We start from the raw sequence: 24,568 nt of genomic DNA, 5'->3' as shown, positions 1-24,568 counted from the left end.
TCATTCATCTTTTCCAATTCATCTATTTCAAAGTCAATTCATCTATGACCAACGAACCGCCTAAAGCGCCCCCGCTTTATCCGAAGAGCCATCTGTTGGCCGCCAGCGGCATCGCCGCCTTGCTCAGTCTGGCCTTGCTGGTGTTTCCCTCCAGCGAGGTAGAAGCCAAGAAAACCACCTTGAACCTCGAGCTGGAGAGCCCTGCCGAGCAGCTCAAGCAAGAACCGGACGCACCACTGGCACAGAACGCAGAGGCGTCCACCGCCTCACCGTTTGCCCAGATCGACAACAGCCCTGCACCCACCGAGGAGACCGCCAAGGTCGAGCCGGCTGCTGCGCCAGCGCCAGCACCAGCCGCTCCAGCCAAGGACCCTAGCCATCGCGAAGTGACCGTGAGCCGTGGCGACACCCTGTCGACCCTGTTCGCCAAGGTCGGCCTGCCGGCCAGCGCTGTGCAAGAAGTACTGAGCAGTAACAAACAGGCGAAGCAGTTCAGCCAGCTTAAAAACGGCCAAGTACTGCAGATCGAACTGGACAAGGACGGCCAGTTGGCCAGCCTGCACAGCAAGGTCAGCAACCTGGAAACCATTCGCCTGACCAAAGGCGCAAACGGTTACGCCTTCAATCGCGAAGTCAGCAAACCGGTTATGCGCTCGGCTTATGCCCACGGCGTAATCAAGAGCTCGCTGTCGGCATCCGGTCAGCGCGCCGGCCTGCCTCACAGCATGACCATGGACCTGGCACGAATCTTCGGCTACGACATCGACTTCGCCCAGGATATCCGCCAGGGCGACGAGTTTGACGTGATCTACGAGCAGAAGGTCATGGACGGAAAGGTGGTTGGCAACGGCAACATCATTTCTGCCCGCTTCACCAACCGCGGCAAGACCTTCACCGCCGTTCGCTACACCAACAAGCAGGGCAATACCAACTACTACACCGCTGACGGCAACAGCATGCGCAAGGCCTTCATCCGTACCCCGGTTGATTTCGCCCGCATCAGCTCGCGCTTCTCGGCCGGTCGCAAGCACCCGATCCTCAACAAGATCCGCGCCCACAAGGGTGTTGATTACGCCGCACCACGTGGCACCCCGATCAAGGCTGCCGGTGACGGCAAGGTATTGCTTGCCGGACGTCGCGGCGGATACGGCAACACCGTAATCATCCAGCATGGTAATCGCTACCAGACCCTCTACGGCCATATGCAGGGCTTCGCCAAGGGCGTGAAAACCGGCGGCACCGTCAAGCAGGGCCAGGTCATCGGCTATATCGGCACCACCGGTCTGTCCACCGGACCGCACCTGCACTATGAGTTCCAGGTCAACGGCGTCCACGTCGATCCGCTGGGGCAAAAGCTGCCAATGGCCGATCCGATCGCCAAGGCCGAGCGTCAACGCTTCCTGCAGCAGAGCCAACCACTGGTGGCTCGCATGAACCAGGAAAAAGCCACCATGCTCGCCTCCAACAAGCGCTAAGCAATGGCTCTTTATCTGGGGGTGATGTCCGGAACCAGCCTCGACGGCCTGGACATCGCCTTGATCGCACAGGAGCAGAGCACCCGCCTGCTCGCTACCCACTACATCCCCATGCCCACCAGCCTGCGCCAGGACCTGCTGGACCTGTGCGCCAGCGGCGCGGATGAAATCGCTCGCGCCGCGCTGGCAGAAGCACAGTGGGTAACGCTCGCAGCTCAGGGTATCGAACACCTGCTGGCCGCCCAGAACCTCAAGCCGGCAGATATTCGCGCCATTGGCAGCCATGGCCAGACCATCCGCCATGAGCCGGCACGCGGCTTCACCGTACAGATTGGCAATCCTGCCTTGCTCGCCGAGCTCAGCGGTATCTGCGTAGTGGGTGATTTTCGGCGCCGTGATGTGGCCGCAGGTGGCCAGGGTGCACCGCTGGTTCCGGCCTTTCATGAGGCACTATTCGAGCATCAGGGACAGCGCCTGGCCGTGCTCAACGTTGGCGGTTTCAGCAACCTCAGCCTGATCGAACAGGACAAGCCAGTCAGTGGTTTCGACTGCGGCCCGGGCAACGTGCTGCTTGATGCCTGGATTCATGAGAAGCAGGGCCGCAGCTACGATGGCGATGGCACCTGGGCAGCCAGTGGCCAGGTGCATGCTGGGCTGCTTGCCAGCCTGCTCAGCGACCCGTTCTTCGCCGGTACCGGCCCGAAGAGTACAGGGCGCGAAGTATTCAACCTGCCCTGGCTCATGCACCACCTGGCCACACAGCCGGCGATTGCCGCTGCCGACGTCCAGGCCACGCTGCTTGAGCTCACAGCCCACAGCATTGTCAGCTCCCTGCAGACAGCCCAGGAAGACACCCAGGCATTGCTGGTCTGTGGGGGTGGCGCCCACAATGGCACACTGATGAACCGTCTGGCCGCCCTGCTCCCTCGCGCCCGTGTCAGTAGCACTGCAGCCCACGGCATTGACCCGGACTGGGTCGAAGCCATGGCCTTTGCCTGGCTCGCCCACTGCTGCCTGCAAGGCATTCCGGGCAATCGTCCAAGCGTCACTGGCGCCCGCGGCCTGCGGGTGCTTGGCGCGATTTACCCCGCCTGAACCGCACACAGCAAAACGCCGCGCATTAGCGCGGCGTTTGCGGTGCAAGCAACCCAGCGATCAAATCGAGAACGACGAACCGCAACCACAGGTGGTGCTGGCGTTCGGGTTCTTGATGACAAAACGCGAGCCTTCCAGGCCTTCCTGGTAATCCACTTCGGCTCCTGCCAGGTACTGGAAGCTCATCGGATCGACCACCAGGGCCACCCCTTCACGCTCGACGATGGTGTCGTCTTCAGCGACATCTTCATCAAAAGTAAAACCATATTGAAAACCCGAGCAACCGCCCCCGGTCACGAACACTCGCAACTTCAGGCGATCATTGCCTTCTTCATCGACCAGGGTCTTCACCTTGTGCGCTGCACCCTCAGTGAACTGCAATGCCACAGGGGTGAAGGATTCGACGCTCATGCTGACTATCTCCCGGCGCTATGCCGCCATAATGCGTGATGACGCGCATTATCCGCTTCTCCGAGAAAATCGGTCAAGAATTGTGCGGCTTTCGTCTGGGTGCCGAGCAGAAACAACAAGGCCCGCACAAGGCGGGCCCGCTATCAGCAACACTACTTATGGCAGCAAGCCAGCATGCGACAGCCCCATGCGCTCATCCAGCCCGAAGAGGATGTTGAGGTTCTGTACGGCCTGGCCCGACGCACCTTTGACCAGGTTGTCGATGACGGACAGCACGACAACCAGATCACCACCCTGCGGCCGGTGCACGGCAATACGGCAGACGTTGGCACCGCGCACGCTGCGGGTTTCCGGGTGGCTGCCGGCGGGCATCACATCGACGAACGGTTCATCGGCATAACGCTTTTCGAACAGCGCCTGCAGGTCGACCGAGGTGTCGGCAACCGTTGCGTACAGGGTGGAATGAATGCCACGGATCATCGGCGTCAGGTGCGGAACGAAGGTCAGGCCGACATCGCTCCCTGCCGCCCGGCGCAGGCCCTGGGTAATCTCTGGCAGGTGGCGGTGACCTTTGACCGCGTAGGCTTTCATGCTTTCACCGGCCTCACAGAACAGCGAACCCACCGCCGCGCCACGACCAGCACCACTCACGCCCGATTTGCAGTCGGCGATCAAGCGCGAGGCGTCAGCGATACCGGCTTCCAGCAATGGCAGGAAACCCAGTTGTGTAGCGGTAGGGTAGCAACCCGGTACGGCAATCAAGCGCGCCTGGCGAATCTGCTCGCGGTTGACTTCTGGCAGGCCATAGACCGCATCTTTGAGCAGTTCCGGTGCGCCATGGGGCTGGCCATACCATTTGGCCCACTCATCGGCATCCTGCAGACGGAAGTCAGCAGACAGGTCGATGACCTTGGTGCCTGCCGCCAACAGTTCGCCCGCCAGGGCATGGGCAACACCGTGAGGGGTGGCGAAGAACACCACATCACAGGCCGCCAGGGTTTTCACGTCCGGCACGCTGAACGCCAGGCCGTCGTAATGGCCACGCAGGTTCGGGTACATATCGGCAACCGCCAGGCCGGCTTCGGAACGCGAAGTGATTACCGCCACCTCAGCCTGTGGATGCTGTGCCAACAGACGCAGCAACTCGACCCCGGTGTAACCCGTGCCGCCAACGATACCGACCTTGACCATAACGCGTGCCCCTTATCAACGAACCTACAGGAAAGCCCACGATAATAGGGGGCCTGAAACACGCCCACAACTGTTGAGATGGCCCGCCAGGCGCCTAGCCTCTACTATCTGACGACCGTGAACCCTGAAGGAACTCAACTCCATGCTTTTTCTCTGGATCAAAGCGCTGCATATCGTCAGCGTGGTCTGCTGGTTTGCCGGGCTGTTCTACCTGCCCCGCCTGTTTGTCTATCACGCGCAAAGCCAGGACAGCACCAGCCAGGAACGCTTCGTGACCATGGAGCGTAAGCTGTATCGCGGCATCATGCTGCCGTCGATGATCGCCACGCTGGTCTTCGGTATCTGGTTGATGAGCCTGACCCCGGGCTTTCTCAGCCAGGGCTGGATGCACGCCAAGCTCACGCTGGTGATCCTGCTGATCGGTTATCACCACATGTGCGGCGCCCAGCTCAAGCGCTTCGCCCGCGGCGAAAACACCCGAAGCCACGTGTTCTACCGCTGGTTCAATGAAGTACCGGTGCTGATCCTGCTGGCCGTGGTAATTCTGGTGGTGGTCAAACCGTTCTAACCTAAACCCTTACTCAGCCTCGGGATACCTGCCATGTCATTGCCTGCCCTGCTCGAACAAAGCTTGCGTCTGCCGGTGGTTGCGGCACCCATGTTTCTGATCTCCAACCCGCAACTGGTGCTGGCCTGTTGCGCCAACGGGATCGTCGGCAGTTTCCCGGCGCTGAACCAGCGTGACAGTAGCGGCTTCAAGGCCTGGCTCGAGGAAATCGAGGCAGGTCTGGCCGCCCTGGACAAACCTGCGCCTTACGCGGTCAACCTGATCGTGCACCAGAGTAATCCGCGCCTGCAGGCAGACCTGGCACTGTGCGTCGAACACAAGGTACCGATTGTCATCACCAGTCTCGGTGCCGTGAAGGAACTGGTCGATGCCGTGCACAGCTATGGCGGCCTGGTGTTTCATGACGTGACGACCCGGCGCCACGCCGAGAAAGCGGCTGAAGCCGGGGTCGATGGACTGATTGCTGTCGCCGCCGGTGCCGGTGGCCACGCCGGTACCTGGAGCCCGTTCGCGCTGATTGCCGAGATCCGCCAGTTCTTCGACAAGACGTTACTGCTGGCCGGCTGCATCAACCGCGGCCATGAAATTCTCGCCGCGCAGCTACTCGACGCAGACCTGGCGTACCTGGGCACCCGCTTTATCGCCACTCACGAAAGCCAGGCCCCAGGCCCCTACAAAGAAATGATGCTAGCGGCCAAGGCAGCCGATATCATCCACACCGCTGCGGTTTCCGGGGTGCCTGCCAGCTTCATGCGCCAGAGCCTGGAAAACGCCGGTTTCGACATGGCCGCCCTGCGCAGTCACACCGAAACCAAACTCAAACCCATTAGTGATGAGGCCAAGGCCTGGAAGACCGTATGGTCGGCAGGGCAAGGCGTCGGCGCCATCGACAAACTGTGCGCTGTCGAACAACTGATCGCCAGCCTGGATGCCGAGTACCGCCAGGCACAGGCCTCGGCCACAGCCCTGAGCCGTCACTGGCCGGGCTGAGCCACGATGCACCACGGCAAAGGAAGCCCGCATGAACAACAGCTTGATCGCCACCACCTCAACCAAACCGCAGTTCATGAGCACCAAGGGGCGGATCGGCCGGGTTCGCCTGCTGGCCTGGAGCTTCGCGCTGGCGGTGGCAACGATCAGTGGCCTGGTCGTCCTGGCCTGGGTGGCCAGCGCGGTGTCGTCAGATCTGGTCGGTTTTCTGGTGATTGCCGGTTTGCTCATCGCCCGCATCCTCAGCATGTTGCTGATTGTCCAGCGCCTGCACGACCTGAACTGGAGCGGCTGGTTTTGCTGGCTGGCATTGATGCCTTGGGTGGGGGACTTCTTTATCCTGGTACTGGTGCTGCTGCCGGGCAATCAAGCGAGCAACCGCTTCGGCCCGGTGCCAGCGCCCGACAGTTCGGTAGAACGGGGCCTGGCTTGCCTGTGGCCAGTACTGATCCTGGGTTTTATCGGCATCGCTGCCACCAAGGGCGGATTCTAGCGCCTGCCAGCAGCACGCCCGACGCCGTACCTGTAAACTGGGCGCTTTGGCCTCCCTTCCAGACTGGAGAACTGCATGACCCGTTACGCCATGATCACCGGTGCCTCCAGCGGCCTGGGCCTGGCACTGGCCGAAGCACTGGCACGCCGGGGACGCAATCTGATTCTGGTAGCCCGCCAGCGTGACCCACTGGAAAGCATCGCCATCGAGCTGACCCAGCGTTTTGGCGTCGAAGTGCTGTTTCGCGCCTGTGATCTGGGCGAACCACTGCGACTGTCCGGTTTCCTGCTGGAACTCGAAGAAAGCGAGCGCCACATCGACCTGCTGGTCAACTGCGCCGGCATTCGCTCCTACGGGCCGTTCCTGGCCCAGGAATGGGGCGACGAGCAGGACCTGATCGAAGTGAACATTCTCGCCCTGACCCGACTTTGCCATGCCCTGGGCAATGCCATGGCCGTCCAGGGTGGCGGACAGATCCTCAATGTCGCGTCCCTCGCAGCCTTTGCTCCAGGGCCATGGATGAGCAGCTATGCGGCGAGCAAGGCGTATGTGTTGCACTTCTCCGAAGGTTTGCGTGAAGAACTCAAGCGCACCGGCATCAAGGTATCGGTGCTGTGTCCAGGCCCGGTCCGCTCGCCGTTGCGACGCATCCCGCGCCTGGAAACGGGCCAGCGCTGCCTGAGCCCCGAGGAAGTCGCCCTGTACACCGTCCGCGCCCTGGACAAGAACCGTGCGCTGATCATTCCCGGTCGGCGCAACCGCTGGCTGGCATTCAGCCCACGCCTGCTGTCGCGCTGGATGACCCGCAAGCTGGCGGGCGCCATCAATCAAGCCTATTGCCCACGCTGAACGCGCGGGGCTGGGCGTCGATACCCAGCCTGAGTACACTCAGGCCCGATCCCTCACATGGAGCAACCGTAGTGGAAACTCTGTTCACCAAGATCATCAACCGGGAAATCCCGGCCAAGATCATCTACGAGGACGACCAGGTTCTGGCCTTCCACGATATCGCCCCACAGGCGCCGGTGCATTTTCTGGTCATCCCGAAAAAGCCTATCCGCACACTCAATGATCTGACCGAAGACGACAAGGGCCTGGCTGGACACATCCTGTTCACTGCCCAGCGGCTGGCCAAGGAACTGGGCTGTGAAGACGGTTTCCGCGTAGTCATGAACTGCAATGAACTGGGCGGCCAGACGGTCTACCACATTCATATGCACGTACTGGGGCAGCGTCAGATGCACTGGCCGCCGGGCTGATCCAGGGCAAGCCCGATCATCTCGATTGCGGTAAACTGTCGGGCACATTCTTGCGGAGGTGCCCGATGGCTACCGAACGTCACTATTCGCCGCTCGACCGCTTGTTGCTGCAGGCCGATACCGCCATGCGCACCTTGCTGCCCTTCAGCGGCCAACCATCCCGCCCGTCACCGGCCATCATCCAGCCGGATGTCACCCTGGACGATACCCAGACCCGCCACGTGGCCGGCCTCATGCGTATCAACCATACCGGTGAAGTCTGCGCGCAGGCGCTGTATCAGGGTCAGGCCCTGACCGCCAAGCTGCCACAAGTGCGCAAGGCCATGGAGCACGCGGCCGAAGAAGAGATTGATCACCTGGCCTGGTGCGAACAGCGTATCCGTCAGCTCGGTAGCCATCCGAGCGTACTCAACCCACTGTTCTACGGTATGTCGTTTGGCATCGGCGCACTGGCCGGACTGGTCAGCGACAAGGTCAGCCTGGGTTTTGTTGCCGCCACCGAGCATCAGGTGTGCAAGCACCTGGACGAGCACCTGGAGCAGATTCCGAGCGAAGATGAAAAATCCCGGGCTATCCTTGAACAAATGCGCGTCGACGAAGAACAGCACGCCGAATCAGCCCTGGAGGCTGGCGGCTTCCGCTTCCCTGCCCCCGTGCGTTTTGGCATGAGCCTGATGGCCAAGGTCATGACCAAAAGCACCTACCGTATCTAGGACATGCCATGGCAGAACGCTTCGATGCCAAGGACCTGGCCCGCGCGGTGAGCGCAGGCGTTCTGAACCCCGGCCAGGACCAGGCCCTGCTTGAGTTTCTCAAGCAGCAACCGAGCACGCAGGCTAGCTTCCAGCTGGCTCATGTGGCGTTCTACCTCGGCGCACTGCTGATCATGGCCGCCATGGGCTGACTGCTCAACGAGGCCTGGATGCGTATCGGCGACAGTGCTTTGCTGCTGATCGCCGTGGCCTACATTGCCGTTTTGACCCTGGGCGGGTTGTTCATGCAACGCCGCGGGCAGATCATCCCCGCCGGTGTGCTCGGCGCAGTTGCAGTCAGTATTGTGCCTCTGGCGGTGTTCGCAGTGGAGCGGCTCACCGGTTTCTGGCCGCTTGACGACACCCAGACCGGCTACCACAACTACTACACCTATGTGCAAGGTGGCTGGTTGCTGATGGAGGCGGCAACGGTTGTCGCCGGCTTGCTGATGCTGCGGGTGATCCCCTTCCCTTTTATCGTCATGCCGATCGCCTTGGCCCTGTGGTTCATGTCCATGGACCTGAGCGAATGGTTCTACGGTCATACCTTCAACTGGGAACAGCGCCTTGCCGTGTCGTTGTGGTTCGGCCTGGTAGTGCTGGCTATATTCCTGGTAATCGATGGCCGCACCCGCCAGGACTTTGCCTTCTGGGGATACCTTGCCGGTCTTCTGGCCTTCTGGCTGGGATTGAGCCTGATGGAAAGCGACAGCCAGCTGGGCAAAGCCTTTTACTGCCTGATCAACCTCGGCCTGATGGGCTTGGCGGTATTGCTTCGCAGACCGATGTTCATGGTCTTTGGCGCCATGGGCGTGGCAGCATACCTGGGCTACCTGTCGTACGAAGTCTTTGAAGATTCTCTGCTGTTTCCGCTAATACTGAGCCTGATCGGCCTGGGCGTTATTGCGCTGGGGCTGCTTTATCAGAAGCATCGTGAAGATCTGAGTCGCCGCTTGCGCGCGCAACTGCCCAAGGGCCTGGAGCAACTGCTGCCTGGGCTGCGCCGTTGACTAATCGATCGCGGGGCAAGCCCGCTCCTACTGTAGGAGCGGGCTTGCCCCGCGATGACATAAATCAGCCGAGTTCGACGATCTCGTAGCTATGGGTAATTTCAACACCGGCACGACCCAGCATGATCGACGCCGAGCAATATTTTTCTGCCGACAGCTCTACGGCGCGCTTCACTTGAGCGTCCTTGAGCCCGCGGCCTTTGACCACGAAATTCAGGTGGATCTTGGTAAACACCTTGGGATCTTCGCTGGCGCGTTCGGCTTCAAGGAAGGCTTCGCAGCTTTCCACCGCCTGACGGGATTTTTTCAGGATGCTGACCACATCGAAGTTGCTGCAGCCACCCAGGCCCAGCAAGAGCATTTCCATCGGCCGTACACCCAGGTTACGCCCGCCGGCCTCGGGTGGGCCGTCCATGACCACGACATGGCCACTGCCCGATTCGCCGAGAAACATGGCTTCACCTGCCCACTGGATACGCGCCTTCATCATCCGGACTCCCTTGCTTTAAAAAGGCTGCCAGCTTAGACCCAGAAGCGTCGGCGGAAAAGCTCAAGCGTGCGAGTATATCTGCCGATATAACAACAAGTGTCTGATAAGCTGACGCCAAATCACTGGCGCGCGTCGTCAGACTACCTATAAAAGTGTACAAGCGTTGCCTCTTACCGGGATTCAGCCATGGTTGCCTCAGCCCTTCCAGCCAAGATCAAGAACATCGACAAGCTACTCGCCCATTGCCAGCGGCGGCGCTTTGCGGCCAAGAGCAATATCATCTGCGCCGGTGATAAAGCCGATAGCCTGTCATTTATCGTCAAAGGCTCAGTGACGATCCTGATCGAGGATGACGATGGCCATGAGATGATCATTGCCTACCTCAACAGCGGCGATTTCTTTGGCGAACTGGGCCTGTTCGAACCTGTCGGCCAGGAACAGCAGCGCAGCGCCTGGGTACGGGCAAAGAGCGAATGTGAAGTAGCGGAAATCAGCTATGAGAAATTCCGCGAACTGGCTCGTCAGGACCCCGACATTCTCTATGCCTTGGGCAGCCAGATCGCCCAGCGCCTGCGCAACACCACGCGCAAAGTCGGTGACCTGGCGTTTTTCGATGTCACCGGACGCGTTGCCCGCTGTTTGCTGGAACTGTGCAAACAACCCGATGCGATGACCCACCCCGACGGCATGCAGATCAAGATCACCCGTCAGGAGATCGGCCGTATCGTCGGTTGTTCACGGGAGATGGTCGGCCGCGTCCTCAAGGATCTTGAGGAACGCAGCCTGGTACACGTCAAGGGCAAAACCATGGTGGTCTTCGGCACCCGCTAGTCGCGGGCGATGCCCTCGATCACTTCAGCGTAAGCCTGGCCGAGGCGCTCGAGCAAAGGCGCCTCGGGCACCACCTCGCGCAGGGCGATATGGCTGTCGGCCAGGCAGCGCTGCTCCAGTTCGCAGCATTCGTTGAAGCGGTTGACCGCAGCCACCATCGACTCGCGCTCGTTATCCAACAGCAATGCGCCGTGCACCAGCACCACTGGACGCTTGCCGCCCAGCCCCTGGCGCCAGCGCTGGGCCGTACCTACCAGTTTGCGGCCATTGAGATTGACGTTGTAACGCCCGTCGCAGAACGCCCCTTCGATTTCGCCTACCGAGGCCAGCCCGCCCCATTCACGCAATACATCGCACAAAGGCAGGCACAGACGTTCGTAGGCATTTTCGATTCGGCCGTGGTCGCCTTCACTGCGAGGGGCCACATAGATCAGCGCGATATTGATCACCGCGGGCGATTGCGGCACCGGCTCGCCACCTGTTTCGCGCAACAACACCGGCCATCCGGCAACCGCCAGTTCGGAGCAGGCCGCCTCGAAGCCTTCAAGACGACTCATGCGCCGCGGCATGACCAAGGCATGATCGGTCGGGCGCCAGAACAACAGGCCATAGTCCTTTTCGCCCTTGCACACTGCTGCCAGTAGATCCTGCTCGGCATGCAGCCCAGCCTCGACAGTCACATCCACTAATTGATCAGTCATCGCAATAACCTTGTAGATACAAAAAAGCCGGCAATGCCGGCTTCAGAGTCGAATCAGTCCAGACCTTGCACCGGATGCTGCACAACGCGCTCAGGGAAGAACAAACGTTGCAGTTCCAGGCCCGGATGCTCGGCACGCATGAAAGCTTCACCAACCAGGAACGAGTAGACCTCGTTGATTTCCATCAGCTCGACATCCGCGCGATTGAGAATACCGCTCTCGGTAATCGCCAGACGGTCGCGAGGAATCCGCGGCAACAGGTCGAGGGTGGTTTCCAGGCTGACCTCGAAGGTATGCAGGTTGCGGTTGTTGACGCCGACCAGCGGGGTGTCGAGGGTTTTCAGCGCGCGCTCCAGCTCATCGCCGTCGTGTACCTCAACCAGCACATCGAGACCGACGCTTTTCGCGGTGGCAGCCAGCTCGGCCATCTTCACATCGTCCAGCGCCGAGACGATCAACAGCACACAGTCAGCGCCCAGGGCACGGGCTTCGACGATCTGGTACGGATCGATCATGAAGTCCTTGCGGATCACCGGCAGCTTGCACGCCGCACGGGCTTGCTGCAGGTAGACATCGGCCCCCTGGAAATAGTCGACGTCCGTGAGTACCGACAAACAGGTCGCACCACCTTTTTCGTAGCTGACGGCGATTTCGGCCGGCACGAAATTTTCGCGGATCACGCCCTTGCTCGGCGAAGCCTTCTTGATCTCGGCGATGACTGCAGGCTGTTTACGCTTGGCCTGTTCGATCAGCGCCTTGGCAAAACCGCGTGGTGCATCGGCGGCGGCAGCCAGGCGCTCAAGCTCGGCGAGGCTGACCCGGGCGCTGCGCTCGGCAACTTCCTGAACCTTGCGCGCGAGAATGTTTTCCAGAACCGTCGGTACACTCATCCTTCATTCTCCAGCTTGAATACGGCGGTGAAAGCGCCCAGCTCTTCGAGTTTTTCCCGGGCAAGGCCGGTGTGCAGTGCGTCGTGGGCAAGCTCGACACCTTGCTTGAGGCTCATTGCGTGGTCAGCGGCATACAGCGCGGCACCGGCATTGAGTACGATCATCTCCGCAGCCTTCTGGCCATTCTCGGTCTTACGCCTTCCTAAGGCATCGCGGATCAATTCCAGGGACTTTTCCGGGCTCTCGACAGCCAGGCCATGCAGGCTCTGGCTCTTCATGCCGAGGTCTTCGGGCTCGACCCAGTACTCGGTGATCTGGTCATTCTTGAGCTCGGCAACGAAAGTCGGTGCAGCCAGGCTGAATTCGTCCAGACCATCCTTGGAGTGCACCACCAGCACATGCTTGCTGCCCAGCCGCTGCAGCACTTCGGCCAACGGTCGGCACAGAGCCTGGGTGAACACACCGACCACCTGGTGCTTCACACCGGCCGGATTCGTAAGCGGGCCAAGCATGTTGAACAAGGTGCGCAGGCCCAGGTCACGACGTGGGCCTGCGGCATATTTCATCGCCTTGTGGTGAGTCTGGGCAAACATGAAGCCGATGCCGACGCTGTCGATGCAACGGGCAACCTGCACGGGCGTCAGGTTCAGATAGATGCCGGCAGCTTCGAGCAGGTCGGCGCTGCCGCTTTTGCCCGAAACGGCACGGTTACCATGCTTGGCCACAGTGCAACCGGCAGCGGCTACAACGAAAGCCGAAGCGGTGGAGACGTTGAAGATGTTTGCGCCATCTCCACCGGTGCCGACCACATCGACCACTTGATCCAGGGTATTGAGTTCGACCTTGTCGGCCAGCTCGCGCATCACCGAGACCGCGCCGACGATTTCGTCGATGCTTTCGCTCTTCATGCGCATGCCCATCATGAAGGCACCGATCTGCGCTTCACTGCACTGGCCGGTCATGATCTCGCGCATCACATCGCGCATTTCTTCAGTGCTCAGGTCCAGGTGGCCGACGATGCGGCTGAGCGCGCTCTTGATATCCATAATCGATCCTTAGCGGCGGCCGCCGGTCTGTTTGAGGAAGTTGGCGAACAGCTCGTGGCCCTGCTCGGTGAGGATCGACTCGGGGTGGAACTGCACCCCTTCTATATTCAGGGTCTTGTGCCGCAGGCCCATGATCTCGTCCACCGAACCGTCTTCAAGGGCAGTCCAGGCTGTTACTTCCAGGCACTCGGGCAGGGTTTCACGCTTGACCACCAGCGAGTGGTAGCGGGTCACGGTCAGCGGGTTGTTCAGGCCGTTAAATACGCCCAGGTCCTTGTGGATAACCGGGCTGGTCTTGCCATGCATGACCTGGCGGGCCCGCACAACATCGCCGCCAAAGGCCTGGCCAATGGACTGGTGGCCCAGGCAGACGCCGAGAATCGGCAGCTTGCCGGCAAAGTGCAGAATCGCCTCGATGGAAACACCGGCCTCGGTCGGAGTGCACGGACCGGGGGAAACCACGATGCGTTCGGGGTTCAGGGCTTCGATCTGGGCGATGGTCAGTTCGTCGTTGCGAATGACTTTGACCTCTGCACCCAGCTCGCCGAGGTACTGCACGACGTTGTAGGTGAAGGAGTCGTAATTGTCGATCATCAGTAACATCTGGGTTCAACCTCTTGCATCTACTGACTTTAATGACATGCCTTGCGCGCGAGTGACATACGCGGCCCGCTCTGTGTGCGACGGTAATTTCCGAATGCAGTGACAGTGACAGCGGTGTGAAAAAGGCAAAGCGATACTGGGCCGGAAAAACCGGCAGGAGATAAAGTCAGGCGCGCCAACGCCAACGGGCGTGGGCCTTGATAACGCGCATCAAGAGTTTGCTGACGATCAACACGGGGTAGGTCTCGTTCATACGTTCCCGCACAGTAGCTTACCGCAGCGGCGCACGCAATATGGCTGGAAGCATGGGGAAACGAATGGCTGGGTAAACAATACCCCCTGATTTGCTAAGGTCGCTCGGGCGGATTCTATAAAAACAATGAAAAGGGACCTCTTCGATGCAAAAACCTCCATTTTTCCGCTCATTACTCGGCACGTTACTGCTGGCCAGCAGCCAGGCATTTGCCGCGCCGTCACCCTATTCGACACTGGTCGTTTTTGGTGACAGCCTCAGTGATGCCGGGCAATTCCCGGACCCCAGCGACCCAAGCGGCAGCGGTCTGCGCTTCACCAACCGCGATGCAAATGGCCAGTACGCTGCGGTATCGCCCATGCTGCTAGGGGCACAACTGGGTATCGCGCCGAGCGAACTGGGTGCCTCCACCTCCCCGGTGAATGCCGCCCTGGGTCGCCCCGATGGCAACAACTGGGCGGTGGGCGGCTACCGCACCGACCAGATCTACGAGTCCATCACCGGTAGCTCACTGACCGTCATCCCCCCGGGCAACCCCGGGGCCGGCACCGTTTTGCGTGAGCGCCCCGGTTATCTTGCCGGGGGCCTGCGAGCCGACCCGAACGCGCTCTACTATCTGACCGGTGGCGGTAACGACTTCCTTCAAGGGCTGGTCACCTCCCCGGCTGGCGCCGTAGCCGCAGCCGACCGCCTGGCCGCCAGCGCCCACGCGCTGCAACAGGGGGGAGCACGCTACATCATGGTCTGGCTGTTGCCCGACCTGGGCCTGACGCCAGCATTCAGCGGTACTGCACAGCAGGGGCCACTGTCGCAGTTGAGCAGTGTCTTCAATCAGGAACTGGTGCGGCAACTGGGGCAGATCGATGCGCAGATTATTGCGCTGAACGTGCCCCTGCTGCTTCAGGAAAGCGTCAACGCGCCACAACAGTTCGGCCTTGCCGTCGGCCAGAACCTGGTCGGCACCTGTTACAGCGGCAATGGTTGCCTGGAAAACCCGCTGTACGGAATCAACAGCGCCACGCCTGATCCAGACAAGCTGCTGTTCAACGACTCAGTCCACCCCACCAGCGCCGGACAGAAGCTGATTGCCGACTACGGTTACTCACTGCTTGCCGCCCCCTGGGAACTGACGCTACTGCCGGAAATGGCTCACGCCAGCCTGCGTGCGCATCAGGACGAACTGCGCAACCAATGGCAGAGCGACTGGCAAGGCGTCGGCCAGTGGCAAGCCATCGTTGCCGCCAGCGGACAGAAGCTGGATATCGATGGCCAGCGCAGTTCGGCCAGCGCCGATGGCCATGGTTACAACCTGACCCTGGGTGGCAGTTACCGCCTCGACGAAGCCTGGCGCATCGGTCTGGCCGTCGGTATCGATCAGCAGAAGCTCGAAGCCGGTGCCCACGACTCCGAGTACAAGCTCGACAGTTATCTGGCCAGCGCATTCGCCCAGTTCCAGCGCAACCAGTGGTGGGCCGATGCCGCATTGAGCGTGGGGCACCTGGACTATGGTGACCTGAAGCGTACATTCGCCCTGGGGATCAACGAGCGCAGCGAAAAAGGTGATACCGACGGCGAAGTCTGGGCCTTTGCCGCGCGCCTGGGCTATGACCTGGCTCAGGCAGACAGCGACTGGCACCTGTCACCCTTTATCAGTGCCGACTATGCCCGCGTGAAAGTCGATGGTTACTCGGAGAAAGGCGCCCGTGCTACGGCATTGAGTTTTGATGATCAGGAACGTGAATCACGCCGACTGGGCCTCGGCCTGCTGGGCAAATACCGGATTGCACCGGCCACCCAGCTGTTTACCGAAATCGCCCATGAGCATGAGTTCGAGGATGATCAACAGGACCTGAGCCTGCACCTGAACAGCCTGCCGGGCAACGACTTCACCCTCACCGGCTACACCCCGCAGAGCAATATGAATCGCGCCAGCCTGGGTGTGGTTCATCAGTTGGCACCGCAACTGGCACTGCGCGCCGGATACAACTGGCGCAAGAGTGACGAACTGACCCAGCAAGGGATCAACCTGGCCCTGAGTCTGGACTTCTGACGGCATAAAAAAACGGCGCTCATCTGGAGCGCCGTTTTTTCAACTTCAGCTGCGCGGCGTTTGTTCCGCCAGCGCTACCGCGCGGAACATCGCCCGGCGTTTGTTGATGGTCTCTTCCCACTCCAGCGCAGGCACCGAGTCGGCAACGATACCGCCACCAGCCTGGACATGCAGCTCGCCATCCTTGATGACCGCTGTGCGGATCGCGATGGCGGTGTCCATGTTGCCGTTCCAGGCAAAGTAGCCGACCGCGCCACCGTAGACACCGCGCTTGACCGGCTCAAGCTCATCGATGATTTCCATCGCGCGGATCTTCGGTGCCCCGGACAAGGTCCCGGCGGGCAGAATGGCGCGCAACGCATCCATCGCGCTGAGGCCTTCTTTCAGTTCACCGGTGACATTGGAAACGATGTGCATGACGTTGGAGTAACGCTCGATCACCATCTTCTCGGTGACCTTGACCGTTCCGGTTGCCGACACCCGGCCGGCGTCGTTGCGGCCCAGGTCGATAAGCATCAGGTGCTCGGCGATTTCCTTGTCGTCCGACAGCAGATCCTCTTCCAGCGCACGATCAGCCTCTTCGGTGGCGCCACGTGGACGCGTACCGGCAATCGGGCGTACGGTGACCAGATTGTCTTCGACCCGAACCAGCACTTCCGGCGAGCTGCCCACTACGTGGAAGTCACCGAAGTTGAAGAAATACATGTACGGCGTCGGGTTGAAGCAACGCAGCGCCCGGTACAGGTCGATAGGCGCTGCCTTGAAGTCGATCGACATACGCTGCGACGGCACTACCTGCATGCAGTCGCCGGCCAGGATGTATTCCTTGATGGTATCGACCGCACGCTCGTAGTCACTCTGGGTGAAACTGGAACGGAAGGTCGGCTCGGCAGCTTGCGGGCCACCCAGCTCCAGGCCGCGACGCGGGGTAATTGGCTGGCGCAGTAGTTCAAGCAGGCTTTCCAGACGTGCCAGGCCATTTTCGTAGGCCTGTTCCTGGGCCGGATCGACCAGCACGATGGCGTGCATCTTGCCCGCCAGATTGTCGAACACCACCACGGCGTCGGACACCATCAGCAGGATATCCGGCACGCCCAGCGGATCAGGGTTCGGGCATTTGCCCAGACGCTTCTCGACATAGCGCACGCAGTCATAACCGAAGTAGCCCACCAGGCCACCATTGAAGCGCGGCAGGCCGGCAATGGTCGGGACGTTGTAGCGCTCTTTGAAGGACTCGACGAAAGCCAGCGGGTCTTCCACGTCGTGACGTTCGATTTCGACATCGTCATGGGTGATGCGTACCTGATGGTCATGCACGCGCAGCACGGTGCGGCACGGCAGACCAATGATCGAGTAACGCCCCCATTTCTCACCGCCCTGCACAGATTCAAGCAGGTAGGAGTTGGGTTGATCGGCCAGTTTCAGGTAGATCGACAACGGCGTGTCGAAGTCGGCCAGCGTCTCGCAGGCCAGGGGAATACGGTTATAGCCGGCAGCGGCCAGGCGCAGGAATTCTTCGCGGGTCATGATAGCCTCGTGGCAAACAGCAAATGGGTCAAACAGGCAAACGGGCCGGCAACGGCCGGCAGCGAACAGTCAGGCGCGCCAACGCCAACGGGCCAGGGCCTTGATGACTTTCATCCAGAGTTTGCCGGTAACCGCCACGATGGAATCTCGATCTTTGGGGGAATGAACGTCAGCCAACGTTATCCCAGTGGCCGCATCTAAGCAACCGGGCAACAGCGCACGCAGGTCATCGATGACCAGGCACGGCTCTTCTTCGCTGATCGGCCGTCCGTGATTGTAGCCATAGCTCAAGCCCACGCACTTGACCCCGGCTGCTTTGGCCGCCAGCACGTCGCTGCGCGAATCGCCAACGAACAAGGCGGCTTCAGCCGAGACGTTGGCCATTTTCATGACGAACAGCAATGCTGCCGGATCAGGCTTCTTCTGCGGCAGCGTGTCGCCACCGATGATCCAGCGAAAATAACGACCGATTTTCATCTGGTCGAGCAACGGCGCGACAAAGCGCTCCGGCTTGTTGGTGATCAGGGCCATTTCCACGCCCTGTTTGTGCAACCACTTGAGCGTGTCGCGCACGCCGGGGTACACCACGGTCAGCTGGTGGTTGTCGGCATAGGCCTGCAGGAACAACTCCAGGCCTTTTTCTGCCTCGTCTTCATCGACGTTGGCATGATCCAGACCACCGGCCAGAGCCCGGCGCACCAGCACCGGGGCACCATTACCGACCCAGTGGCGCACCGCCTCCAGGCCGGCGGGCTTGCGCCCCATTTCGAGCAGCATGTTATCCACCGCCGCTGCCAGGTCCGGTACCGAATCGATCAGGGTACCGTCCAGATCAAACATCACCAGTTTGGGCAGTGCGCCGGGGAACAGCTGCTCGAAGCCACTCATGGGCGCGCCAGGGCCAGTTCGGCATGCATCTTGGCAATGACCTCCTGGTAGTTCGGGGTATTGAAGATCGCCGAACCGGCGACGAAGGTATCGGCACCGGCGGCAGCGATCTCACGAATGTTGTTCACATTCACCCCACCGTCGATTTCCAGACGGATATCGCGGCCGCTGGCATCGATCAGCGCACGGGCTTCGCGCAGCTTGTCGAGCGTGCCGGGAATGAATTTCTGACCGCCAAAACCTGGGTTGACGCTCATCAACAGGATCATGTCGACCTTGTCCATCACGTACTTGAGGGTGTCGAGCGGGGTTGCCGGGTTGAACACCAGACCGGCCTTGCAACCACCGTCACGAATCAACTGTAGTGAACGATCAATGTGCAGGGTGGCTTCCGGATGGAAGGTAATGTAGCTGGCGCCCGCTTCGATGAAATCGCCGATGATGCGGTCGACCGGGCTGACCATCAGGTGCACGTCGATCGGCGCGGTGATGCCGTACTTGCGCAGTGCGGTACAGACCATAGGGCCGATGGTCAGGTTCGGTACGTAGTGGTTGTCCATTACGTCGAAGTGAACGATGTCGGCACCAGCGGCCAGCACATTGTCGACCTCCTCGCCCAAGCGAGCGAAGTCGGCAGAAAGAATCGAGGGGGCAATAGCGTAGGGCTGCATGGCGCACCTGTAGGGCAGAATCACAGTGGCGCGCATTGTACCTCAGGCGAATGGCCATGGGCTGACCGGTATCAAAGCGGTCGACGAGTAGGAGCGGATTCATCCGCGATGGGCTGTGCAGCAGGCCCATCTATAGGGCCGCTGCGCGCCCCATCGCGGATAAATCCGCTCCTACAGCAATCCCCGTCAGGCTGGCTGTTGGGTCCGCAGTTTCTCGCTACGGCCGCGCAACCATTCCAGGGTCAGCAACAGCAGCACCGAGAATGCGATCAGCAAAGTCGCCGCCGCAGCGATGGTCGGGCTGAGGTTCTCGCGGATTCCGCTGAACATCTGCCGTGGCAGGGTCGCCTGCTCGGGGCCGGCGAGGAACAGAGTCACCACCACTTCGTCGAACGAGGTGGCAAAGGCAAACAGGGCGCCGGAAATCACCCCGGGGGCAATCAGTGGCAAGGTCACCCGGCGGAAGGCTGTCAGCGGCGAGGCGCCAAGGCTGGCTGCCGCCCGCACCAGGTTGTGGTTGAAGCCCTGCAGGGTCGCCGACACGGTAATGATGACGAACGGTACACCCAGCACCGCATGCACCAGAATCAGCGAAATGAAGCTGTTACCCATGCCCAGCGGCGCGAAGAACAGGTAGCTGGCGACACCGATGATCACCACCGGCACCACCATCGGCGAAATCACCAGGGCCATGATCAGCGGCTTGCCGGGGAAGTCACCGCGGGTCAGGCCAATCGACGCCAGGGTGCCGAACACCATGGCCAGCGCAGTCGCCGCCGGAGCGACGATGATGCTGTTCTTCAACGCCCGCATCCACTCGGCCGAGGCAAAGAAGTCGTGATACCACTGCAACGAAAAGCCTTGCAGCGGATAGACCAGGAAGCTGCCGGAGTTGAACGACAACGGAATGATCACCAGTACCGGCAACACCAGGAACAACAGGATCAGCCCGCAGAGGATGCGCAAACTGTAGAACCAGACCCGCTCAACGGGCGACATGTAAGGGCTCAGCATGACAACGCTCCTCAGCTCAGACGCAGGCGGCTGGCGCCGACCAGCCAGCTATAGATCAGGTACAGAATTACGGTAGCGAGCAGCAGCAGACCGCCCAATGCAGTAGCCATACCCCAGTTGATGCTGGTGTTGGTATAGAACGCCACGAAGTAGCTGACCATCTGATCGTTCGGGCTGCCGAGCAGCGCCGGGGTGATGTAGTAGCCGATGGCCAGGATGAACACCAGCAGACAGCCCGCGCCTACACCTGCGTAGGTCTGCGGGAAGTACACCCGCCAGAAACTGGTGAACGGATGGCAGCCCAGGGAGATCGCCGCACGCATGTAGGTGGGTGAGATGCCCTTCATCACGCTGTAGATCGGCAGGATCATGAACGGCAGCAGAATGTGGACCATGGAGATGTACACACCGGTTCGGTTGAATACCAGCTCCAGCGGTTTGTCGATGATGCCCAGGGCCATCAGTGCGCTGTTGATCAAACCACCCGATTGCAACAGCACAATCCAGGCGGCAACCCGCACCAGGATCGAGGTCCAGAACGGCAGCAGTACCAGAATCATCAACAGGTTGCTCTGCCGGGTTGGCAGGTTGGCCAGCAAATAGGCCAGCGGATAAGCCAGCACCAGGCAGATGGCGGTGATGACAAAGCCCATCCACAGGGTACGGGTGAAGATGTCCAGGTAAATGGCCTGGTCCGGGGTAGCCTTGGCCAGCTCGCCGAGATCATCGATGCGGTGATCCAGAGCCGCCAACAGGTAGAACGGGGTGACGCTACTGGTGTTACGGCGAATGGCCTGCCAGTAGGCCGGATCGCCCCAGCGCTCGTCCAGTTCTTGCAGTGCTTCTTTATAAGAAGCCGGCTCGGTCTTGAACGGCAAGGCTCGGGCGGTTTTCGCCAGCAGGCTGCGATAGCCGGCCAGCTCCATGTTCAGACGTTTGGAGGTGTCGCCCAGGGTCTGATTTTTGCGCGCCTGGCCAAGGTCTTCGCTCAGTGCCTTGTACACCGATTCGTCCGGCAGGCCCTTACCGTCCCACTGCGTGACCGCCGCAACGGTCTGCGGCAAACCTGTGACAACTTCCGGGTTACCGACGCTCTTGTAGAGCAGCGCGGCAATCGGCACCAGGAAAACCAGCAGCAGGAACAGCGCCAGCGGCGCGATCAGGGCTTGCGCCTTCCAGCGGTTGACCCGCTCGGCACGCGCCAGACGCTGCTTAAGGGTGGAACCGGCGCCTTCATTGAGGGGCACTGCGATGGCCATAGCGAACTCCGAAATCTTGAGAACAGGAAGCGTCGGCGACGTGCCGACGCTCCATCAGCCGACCTTACTTGGCAGCCCAGGCGTTAAAGCGTTGCTCCAGTTGCTCGCTGTTGTCGGCCCAGAAGGCGACGTCGATCTGCACCTGGTTGGCAATGTTTTCCGGGGTGGTCGGCATGTCTTTCTTGATCTCGTCGGAGAGCAGGCTCACCGCTTTGGAGTTGGCAGGGCCATAAGCGATGTTTTCCGAGTAGATCTTCTGTTGCTCAGGCTTGACCGAATAGGCGATGAACTTCTTGGCTTCTTCGGCATTTTTCGCGCCCTTCGGGATGGCCCAGGCGTCGAAGTCGTAGATGCCGCCGTTCCATACCACTTTCAGGTTGCTTTCTTTCTGAACTGCAGCGATCCGGCCGTTGTAGGCCGAGCTCATGACCACGTCACCCGAGGCCAGGTACTGTGGCGGCTGAGCGCCAGCTTCCCACCACTGGATGCTTGGCTTGAGTTCGTCGAGTTTCTTGAAGGCACGATCCTGGCCTTCTTTGGTGCCGAGTACCTTGTAGACATCTTTAGGCGCGACACCGTCGGCCATCAGGGCGAATTCCAGGGTGTACTTGGCGCCCTTGCGCAGACCGCGCTTGCCCGGGAACTGCTTGGTGTCCCAGAAATCGGCCCAGCTGGTCGGCGCGGTTTTCAGTTTGTCGGCGTTGTAGGCCATCACCGTGGACCAGACGAAGAAACCTACGCCGCAAGGCTGGATAGCACCTGGGACATAGTCGGCCTCGTCACCGAACAGCGCAGGGTCGAGCTCTTCGAACATGCCTTCGTCACAACCACGGGCCAGTTCCGGCGACTCGACCTCGACCAGGTTCCAGGACACGCTCTTGGTGTCGACCATGGCTTTGACCTTGGCCATTTCACCGTTGTACTCGCCCGCAACGATCTTGCCATTGCCAGCCTTTTCCCATGGTTCGTAGAACGCTTTGGTCTGGGCTGCCTTGTTGGCACCACCGAAAGAGATCACGGTCAGGTCAGCCGCCGCCATGGCCTGGCCCGCCGCAAACAGCCCCAGCGTCAGTGCGGTCAACTTCAAGTGCTTTAGCATTATTATTCTCTCCACAGTACAGGGTTGGTGAAGCAAACCTTCAATTGGCTTCCAGGATCGGATCGAGCGCGCGGGCGTGCTCCACTTCCCAGCCAAGCGGTACCACGTCGCCCACGGCCAGGGCCGGGTCGAGTTCGGCAATCGGCTGCTTCACGAAGAAATCGGCCTTGCCGCACACCTCCAGGCGGACCCGTACGTGGTCGCCCAGGTAGATGAATTCGGCCACCCGCCCGGAGAAGCGGTTGACGCAGCTCTCGCTGTGGCCATTGAGGCGTACGCGCTCGGGGCGGATCGACAGGGTCACCGGTTCGCCGCTCTGGCCGACATTGACCGCCAATGCCTCGACCTTCTCACCGCGGGCCAGCTGCACCAGGCAACGCTCGCCGTCCTGACTGATCAGGCGGCCATTGATGCGGTTGTTTTCACCGATGAAGTTGGCGACGAAGGTGTTCTTCGGCTCTTCATAGAGCGTGCGCGGGTCGGCGATCTGCTGGATTTCGCCTTGGTGGAACACGGCCACGCGATCAGACATGGTCAGCGCTTCACCCTGGTCGTGGGTCACATACACCACGGTGACACCCAGACGCTGGTGCAGGTGTTTGATTTCCATCTGCATGTGTTCACGCAGTTGCTTGTCGAGCGCGCCGAGCGGTTCGTCCATCAGCACCAGCTGCGGCTCGAACACCAGTGCCCGCGCCAGGGCCACCCGCTGCTGCTGGCCGCCGGACAACTGGCCGGGATAGCGCTTGGCGAACGCATCGAGCTGGACCATGTTCAGCACGCGCTTGACCCGCTCGCTGATGTCGGTCTTGCTCAGGTTGCGCACACTCAAAGGGAAGGCGAGGTTCTCAGCCACGGTCATGTGCGGGAACAGTGCGTAGTTCTGGAACACCATGCCGATGTCGCGTTTGTGCGGCGGCACGTTGTTGATCGAACGCCCGGCCAGCTGGATTTCACCGGCGGTCGGGGTCTCGAAGCCTGCCAGCATCATCAGGCTGGTGGTCTTGCCGGAGCCGGAAGGGCCGAGCAAGGTCAGGAATTCGCCTTTGCGAATATCCAGATTGAGGTCTTTGACGATCAACGTTTCGCCGTCATAGCTCTTCTGCACACCGCGAAAGCTCACCAGCACTTCGCCGGCTGCAGCGCTCGAATTCACCTCACTCATACCCGTACCTTCTTATTGGATGACTGCCGTGCTGACAGCCTAGTGAAGGGGCGAGGCGGCGCAAATCGGGGGTGGAGAGAGATTGGTATCAGCAGGATGGAAGGCTTGGGGTAGGGATTGCCCTACAAGGATGGCGTTTTTGGATATGTCATCGCGGGGCAAGCCCGCTCCCACAGCCCCGCGATGTCGCAATCAGAACACTCAGAGCAACTTGTGCTCCATGGCGTACTTCACCAACTCCGCCAGCGAGTTCACATTGAGCTTCTGCATCAGGCGCGCCTTGTGGGTGCTGATGGTCTTGTTGCTCAGTGCCAGCTGCTGGGCAATGTCGTTGACGTTGGCGCCCTGGGCCAAGCGCTCGAACACCGAAAACTCGCGCTCCGACAGCAGCGAATGCAGGGGCCGGGCGTCAGTCAGGCCGACCTCGAAGACCATCCTGTCAGCCAGATCCGGGTCAATGTACCGACCACCGCCGGCCACCCGCCGAATGGCCGTCAGCAACAAGGCCGGATCGCTGTCCTTGGTCGCATACCCCGCAGCACCGACCTTCAGCGCCCGCGCGGCCATCTGCGCCTCATCATGCATCGACAGCACCAGGATCGCTGGCGGGTTGCTCAAGGCGCGGATCCGCGGAATCGCCTCAAGGCCATTGACCCCGGGCATGGAGATATCCAGCAACACCACTTCGCAGTCGGTATGGCGCAAAGTCTCCAGCAATTGCTCGCCATTACCGGCCTCCCCTGCCACCTGCATATCCTTGGCCAGGCCAATCAACTGCTTGATGCCTTCACGAACGATGGTGTGGTCTTCGGCAACCAGAACTCGAATCACAATACC

At 60.7% G+C, this 24,568-nt stretch carries 25 protein-coding genes and 1 pseudogene; 11 read left to right on the top strand and 15 right to left on the bottom strand.

Going from position 1 to position 24,568, the window contains the following annotated elements:
- Nucleotides 1-44: 44 nt before the first annotated feature.
- Both ACVI9W_RS14865 and ACVI9W_RS14860 read left to right on the top strand, forming a co-directional pair.
- Entirely contained in the window at nt 45-1,475 is a 1,431-nt protein-coding gene (locus tag ACVI9W_RS14865; protein ID WP_461530399.1) for a peptidoglycan DD-metalloendopeptidase family protein, read from the top strand.
- Between the two features lie 3 nt (nt 1,476-1,478).
- Nucleotides 1,479-2,570 (top strand): anhydro-N-acetylmuramic acid kinase, encoded by a 1,092-nt coding sequence (locus tag ACVI9W_RS14860; RefSeq protein WP_461530398.1) that lies wholly within the window; start codon nt 1,479-1,481, stop codon nt 2,568-2,570.
- A 60-nt stretch (nt 2,571-2,630) separates the two neighbouring features.
- Here the strand turns inward: ACVI9W_RS14860 and erpA are convergent, their stop codons facing one another.
- Nucleotides 2,631-2,981, bottom strand: a complete 351-nt coding sequence (gene erpA, locus ACVI9W_RS14855; protein WP_028942121.1) for an iron-sulfur cluster insertion protein ErpA — start codon at nt 2,979-2,981, stop codon at nt 2,631-2,633.
- 156 nt (nt 2,982-3,137) lie between these two features.
- On the bottom strand, nt 3,138-4,172 hold the full coding sequence (gene argC / locus ACVI9W_RS14850; RefSeq protein WP_157190963.1) for an N-acetyl-gamma-glutamyl-phosphate reductase: 1,035 nt from the start codon (nt 4,170-4,172) through the stop codon (nt 3,138-3,140).
- Between the two features lie 142 nt (nt 4,173-4,314).
- Here argC and hemJ point away from each other — a divergent pair, with 142 nt between their 5' ends.
- From hemJ to ACVI9W_RS14815, 7 genes and pseudogenes are all read left to right on the top strand, one after another.
- Nucleotides 4,315-4,740, top strand: a complete 426-nt coding sequence (gene hemJ, locus ACVI9W_RS14845; RefSeq protein ID WP_191831370.1) for a protoporphyrinogen oxidase HemJ — start codon at nt 4,315-4,317, stop codon at nt 4,738-4,740.
- 33 nt (nt 4,741-4,773) lie between these two features.
- The gene (locus ACVI9W_RS14840) at nt 4,774-5,730 is read left to right on the top strand and encodes an NAD(P)H-dependent flavin oxidoreductase (RefSeq protein ID WP_461530397.1); all 957 of its coding nucleotides are present in this window, start codon (nt 4,774-4,776) and stop codon (nt 5,728-5,730) included.
- 31 nt (nt 5,731-5,761) lie between these two features.
- On the top strand, nt 5,762-6,223 hold the full coding sequence (locus tag ACVI9W_RS14835) for a DUF805 domain-containing protein (RefSeq protein WP_461530396.1): 462 nt from the start codon (nt 5,762-5,764) through the stop codon (nt 6,221-6,223).
- Between the two features lie 75 nt (nt 6,224-6,298).
- Nucleotides 6,299-7,072 carry an SDR family NAD(P)-dependent oxidoreductase gene (locus ACVI9W_RS14830; protein ID WP_461530395.1) on the top strand — a complete coding sequence of 258 codons (774 nt, stop codon included), beginning with the start codon at nt 6,299-6,301 and terminating at the stop codon, nt 7,070-7,072.
- 71 nt (nt 7,073-7,143) lie between these two features.
- Nucleotides 7,144-7,482 carry a histidine triad nucleotide-binding protein gene (locus tag ACVI9W_RS14825; RefSeq protein ID WP_038606110.1) on the top strand — a complete coding sequence of 113 codons (339 nt, stop codon included), beginning with the start codon at nt 7,144-7,146 and terminating at the stop codon, nt 7,480-7,482.
- A gap of 65 nt (nt 7,483-7,547) precedes the next feature.
- On the top strand, nt 7,548-8,195 hold the full coding sequence (gene coq7, locus ACVI9W_RS14820; protein WP_038606107.1) for a 2-polyprenyl-3-methyl-6-methoxy-1,4-benzoquinone monooxygenase: 648 nt from the start codon (nt 7,548-7,550) through the stop codon (nt 8,193-8,195).
- Nucleotides 8,196-8,203: 8 nt separating this feature from the next.
- A pseudogene (locus ACVI9W_RS14815) lies at nt 8,204-9,244 on the top strand (DUF2157 domain-containing protein).
- 64 nt (nt 9,245-9,308) lie between these two features.
- Here ACVI9W_RS14815 and ACVI9W_RS14810 read toward each other — a convergent pair.
- On the bottom strand, nt 9,309-9,731 hold the full coding sequence (locus tag ACVI9W_RS14810; protein WP_038616192.1) for an OsmC family protein: 423 nt from the start codon (nt 9,729-9,731) through the stop codon (nt 9,309-9,311).
- A gap of 189 nt (nt 9,732-9,920) precedes the next feature.
- Here ACVI9W_RS14810 and crp point away from each other — a divergent pair, with 189 nt between their 5' ends.
- Nucleotides 9,921-10,565: a cAMP-activated global transcriptional regulator CRP gene (crp, locus tag ACVI9W_RS14805; RefSeq protein ID WP_422415366.1), complete on the top strand. Its 645-nt coding sequence runs from the start codon at nt 9,921-9,923 to the stop codon at nt 10,563-10,565.
- On the opposite strand, the gene ACVI9W_RS14800 is transcribed toward crp, so the two are convergent.
- From ACVI9W_RS14800 to ACVI9W_RS14785, 4 genes are read right to left on the bottom strand one after another with little or no spacing between them, the layout of a single operon-like run.
- Complete coding sequence (locus ACVI9W_RS14800) at nt 10,562-11,266, bottom strand: lipoate--protein ligase family protein (RefSeq protein WP_461530394.1); 705 nt, start codon at nt 11,264-11,266, stop codon at nt 10,562-10,564. The genes crp and ACVI9W_RS14800 overlap by 4 nt on opposite strands.
- Before the next feature lie 53 nt (nt 11,267-11,319).
- On the bottom strand, nt 11,320-12,156 hold the full coding sequence (gene trpC, locus ACVI9W_RS14795; RefSeq protein WP_461530393.1) for an indole-3-glycerol phosphate synthase TrpC: 837 nt from the start codon (nt 12,154-12,156) through the stop codon (nt 11,320-11,322).
- Nucleotides 12,153-13,202 (bottom strand): anthranilate phosphoribosyltransferase, encoded by a 1,050-nt coding sequence (gene trpD / locus ACVI9W_RS14790; RefSeq protein ID WP_461530392.1) that lies wholly within the window; start codon nt 13,200-13,202, stop codon nt 12,153-12,155. Before trpD ends, trpC begins: the two co-directional genes overlap by 4 nt.
- A gap of 9 nt (nt 13,203-13,211) precedes the next feature.
- On the bottom strand, nt 13,212-13,805 hold the full coding sequence (locus tag ACVI9W_RS14785) for an aminodeoxychorismate/anthranilate synthase component II (protein WP_038606092.1): 594 nt from the start codon (nt 13,803-13,805) through the stop codon (nt 13,212-13,214).
- A gap of 398 nt (nt 13,806-14,203) precedes the next feature.
- Here ACVI9W_RS14785 and estP point away from each other — a divergent pair, with 398 nt between their 5' ends.
- Complete coding sequence (estP, locus tag ACVI9W_RS14780) at nt 14,204-16,108, top strand: esterase EstP (protein ID WP_461530391.1); 1,905 nt, start codon at nt 14,204-14,206, stop codon at nt 16,106-16,108.
- Between the two features lie 45 nt (nt 16,109-16,153).
- Here the strand turns inward: estP and trpE are convergent, their stop codons facing one another.
- The 8 genes from trpE to ACVI9W_RS14740 form a co-directional block, all read right to left on the bottom strand.
- Nucleotides 16,154-17,635, bottom strand: coding sequence for an anthranilate synthase component I (gene trpE, locus ACVI9W_RS14775; RefSeq protein ID WP_461530390.1), 1,482 nt, complete (start codon nt 17,633-17,635; stop codon nt 16,154-16,156).
- A gap of 69 nt (nt 17,636-17,704) precedes the next feature.
- Complete coding sequence (locus ACVI9W_RS14770; protein WP_461530389.1) at nt 17,705-18,523, bottom strand: phosphoglycolate phosphatase; 819 nt, start codon at nt 18,521-18,523, stop codon at nt 17,705-17,707.
- A complete protein-coding gene (gene rpe, locus ACVI9W_RS14765; protein ID WP_038606081.1) occupies nt 18,520-19,194 on the bottom strand; it encodes a ribulose-phosphate 3-epimerase in 675 nt (224 codons plus the stop codon). The genes ACVI9W_RS14770 and rpe overlap by 4 nt, the downstream gene beginning before the upstream one ends.
- A 186-nt stretch (nt 19,195-19,380) precedes the next feature.
- A complete protein-coding gene (locus ACVI9W_RS14760; protein WP_461530388.1) occupies nt 19,381-20,208 on the bottom strand; it encodes an ABC transporter permease in 828 nt (275 codons plus the stop codon).
- Between the two features lie 11 nt (nt 20,209-20,219).
- On the bottom strand, nt 20,220-21,467 hold the full coding sequence (locus ACVI9W_RS14755; protein WP_157190948.1) for an ABC transporter permease: 1,248 nt from the start codon (nt 21,465-21,467) through the stop codon (nt 20,220-20,222).
- A gap of 64 nt (nt 21,468-21,531) precedes the next feature.
- The gene (locus ACVI9W_RS14750) at nt 21,532-22,566 is read right to left on the bottom strand and encodes an ABC transporter substrate-binding protein (protein WP_038606073.1); all 1,035 of its coding nucleotides are present in this window, start codon (nt 22,564-22,566) and stop codon (nt 21,532-21,534) included.
- 40 nt (nt 22,567-22,606) lie between these two features.
- Nucleotides 22,607-23,731, bottom strand: a complete 1,125-nt coding sequence (locus tag ACVI9W_RS14745; RefSeq protein ID WP_038606070.1) for an ABC transporter ATP-binding protein — start codon at nt 23,729-23,731, stop codon at nt 22,607-22,609.
- 201 nt (nt 23,732-23,932) lie between these two features.
- Entirely contained in the window at nt 23,933-24,565 is a 633-nt protein-coding gene (locus tag ACVI9W_RS14740) for a response regulator (protein ID WP_174446954.1), read from the bottom strand.
- Between the last annotated feature and the right edge of the window lie 3 nt (nt 24,566-24,568).

It is taken from the genome of Pseudomonas sp. 210_17 TE3656 (genome assembly GCF_054821965.1).
Note: the sequence above shows the minus strand (reverse complement) of the source record. Positions and strands in the feature narration are given on the sequence as shown.

Coding starts and splice junctions, on each gene's coding strand:
- ACVI9W_RS14770 (WP_461530389.1), bottom strand. CDS start 18,523: ATGAGTGGCTTCGAGCAGCTGTTCCCCGGCGCACTGCCCAAACTGGTG.
- coq7 (WP_038606107.1), top strand. CDS start 7,548: ATGGCTACCGAACGTCACTATTCGCCGCTCGACCGCTTGTTGCTGCAG.
- trpC (WP_461530393.1), bottom strand. CDS start 12,156: ATGAGTGTACCGACGGTTCTGGAAAACATTCTCGCGCGCAAGGTTCAG.
- estP (WP_461530391.1), top strand. CDS start 14,204: ATGCAAAAACCTCCATTTTTCCGCTCATTACTCGGCACGTTACTGCTG.
- ACVI9W_RS14840 (WP_461530397.1), top strand. CDS start 4,774: ATGTCATTGCCTGCCCTGCTCGAACAAAGCTTGCGTCTGCCGGTGGTT.
- ACVI9W_RS14865 (WP_461530399.1), top strand. CDS start 45: ATGACCAACGAACCGCCTAAAGCGCCCCCGCTTTATCCGAAGAGCCAT.
- argC (WP_157190963.1), bottom strand. CDS start 4,172: ATGGTCAAGGTCGGTATCGTTGGCGGCACGGGTTACACCGGGGTCGAG.
- erpA (WP_028942121.1), bottom strand. CDS start 2,981: ATGAGCGTCGAATCCTTCACCCCTGTGGCATTGCAGTTCACTGAGGGT.
- ACVI9W_RS14745 (WP_038606070.1), bottom strand. CDS start 23,731: ATGAGTGAGGTGAATTCGAGCGCTGCAGCCGGCGAAGTGCTGGTGAGC.
- ACVI9W_RS14760 (WP_461530388.1), bottom strand. CDS start 20,208: ATGCTGAGCCCTTACATGTCGCCCGTTGAGCGGGTCTGGTTCTACAGT.
- ACVI9W_RS14750 (WP_038606073.1), bottom strand. CDS start 22,566: ATGCTAAAGCACTTGAAGTTGACCGCACTGACGCTGGGGCTGTTTGCG.
- hemJ (WP_191831370.1), top strand. CDS start 4,315: ATGCTTTTTCTCTGGATCAAAGCGCTGCATATCGTCAGCGTGGTCTGC.
- ACVI9W_RS14785 (WP_038606092.1), bottom strand. CDS start 13,805: ATGTTACTGATGATCGACAATTACGACTCCTTCACCTACAACGTCGTG.
- rpe (WP_038606081.1), bottom strand. CDS start 19,194: ATGCAGCCCTACGCTATTGCCCCCTCGATTCTTTCTGCCGACTTCGCT.
- ACVI9W_RS14835 (WP_461530396.1), top strand. CDS start 5,762: ATGAACAACAGCTTGATCGCCACCACCTCAACCAAACCGCAGTTCATG.
- ACVI9W_RS14755 (WP_157190948.1), bottom strand. CDS start 21,467: ATGGCCATCGCAGTGCCCCTCAATGAAGGCGCCGGTTCCACCCTTAAG.
- ACVI9W_RS14860 (WP_461530398.1), top strand. CDS start 1,479: ATGGCTCTTTATCTGGGGGTGATGTCCGGAACCAGCCTCGACGGCCTG.
- crp (WP_422415366.1), top strand. CDS start 9,921: ATGGTTGCCTCAGCCCTTCCAGCCAAGATCAAGAACATCGACAAGCTA.
- trpD (WP_461530392.1), bottom strand. CDS start 13,202: ATGGATATCAAGAGCGCGCTCAGCCGCATCGTCGGCCACCTGGACCTG.
- ACVI9W_RS14810 (WP_038616192.1), bottom strand. CDS start 9,731: ATGAAGGCGCGTATCCAGTGGGCAGGTGAAGCCATGTTTCTCGGCGAA.
- ACVI9W_RS14830 (WP_461530395.1), top strand. CDS start 6,299: ATGACCCGTTACGCCATGATCACCGGTGCCTCCAGCGGCCTGGGCCTG.
- ACVI9W_RS14800 (WP_461530394.1), bottom strand. CDS start 11,266: ATGACTGATCAATTAGTGGATGTGACTGTCGAGGCTGGGCTGCATGCC.
- trpE (WP_461530390.1), bottom strand. CDS start 17,635: ATGACCCGCGAAGAATTCCTGCGCCTGGCCGCTGCCGGCTATAACCGT.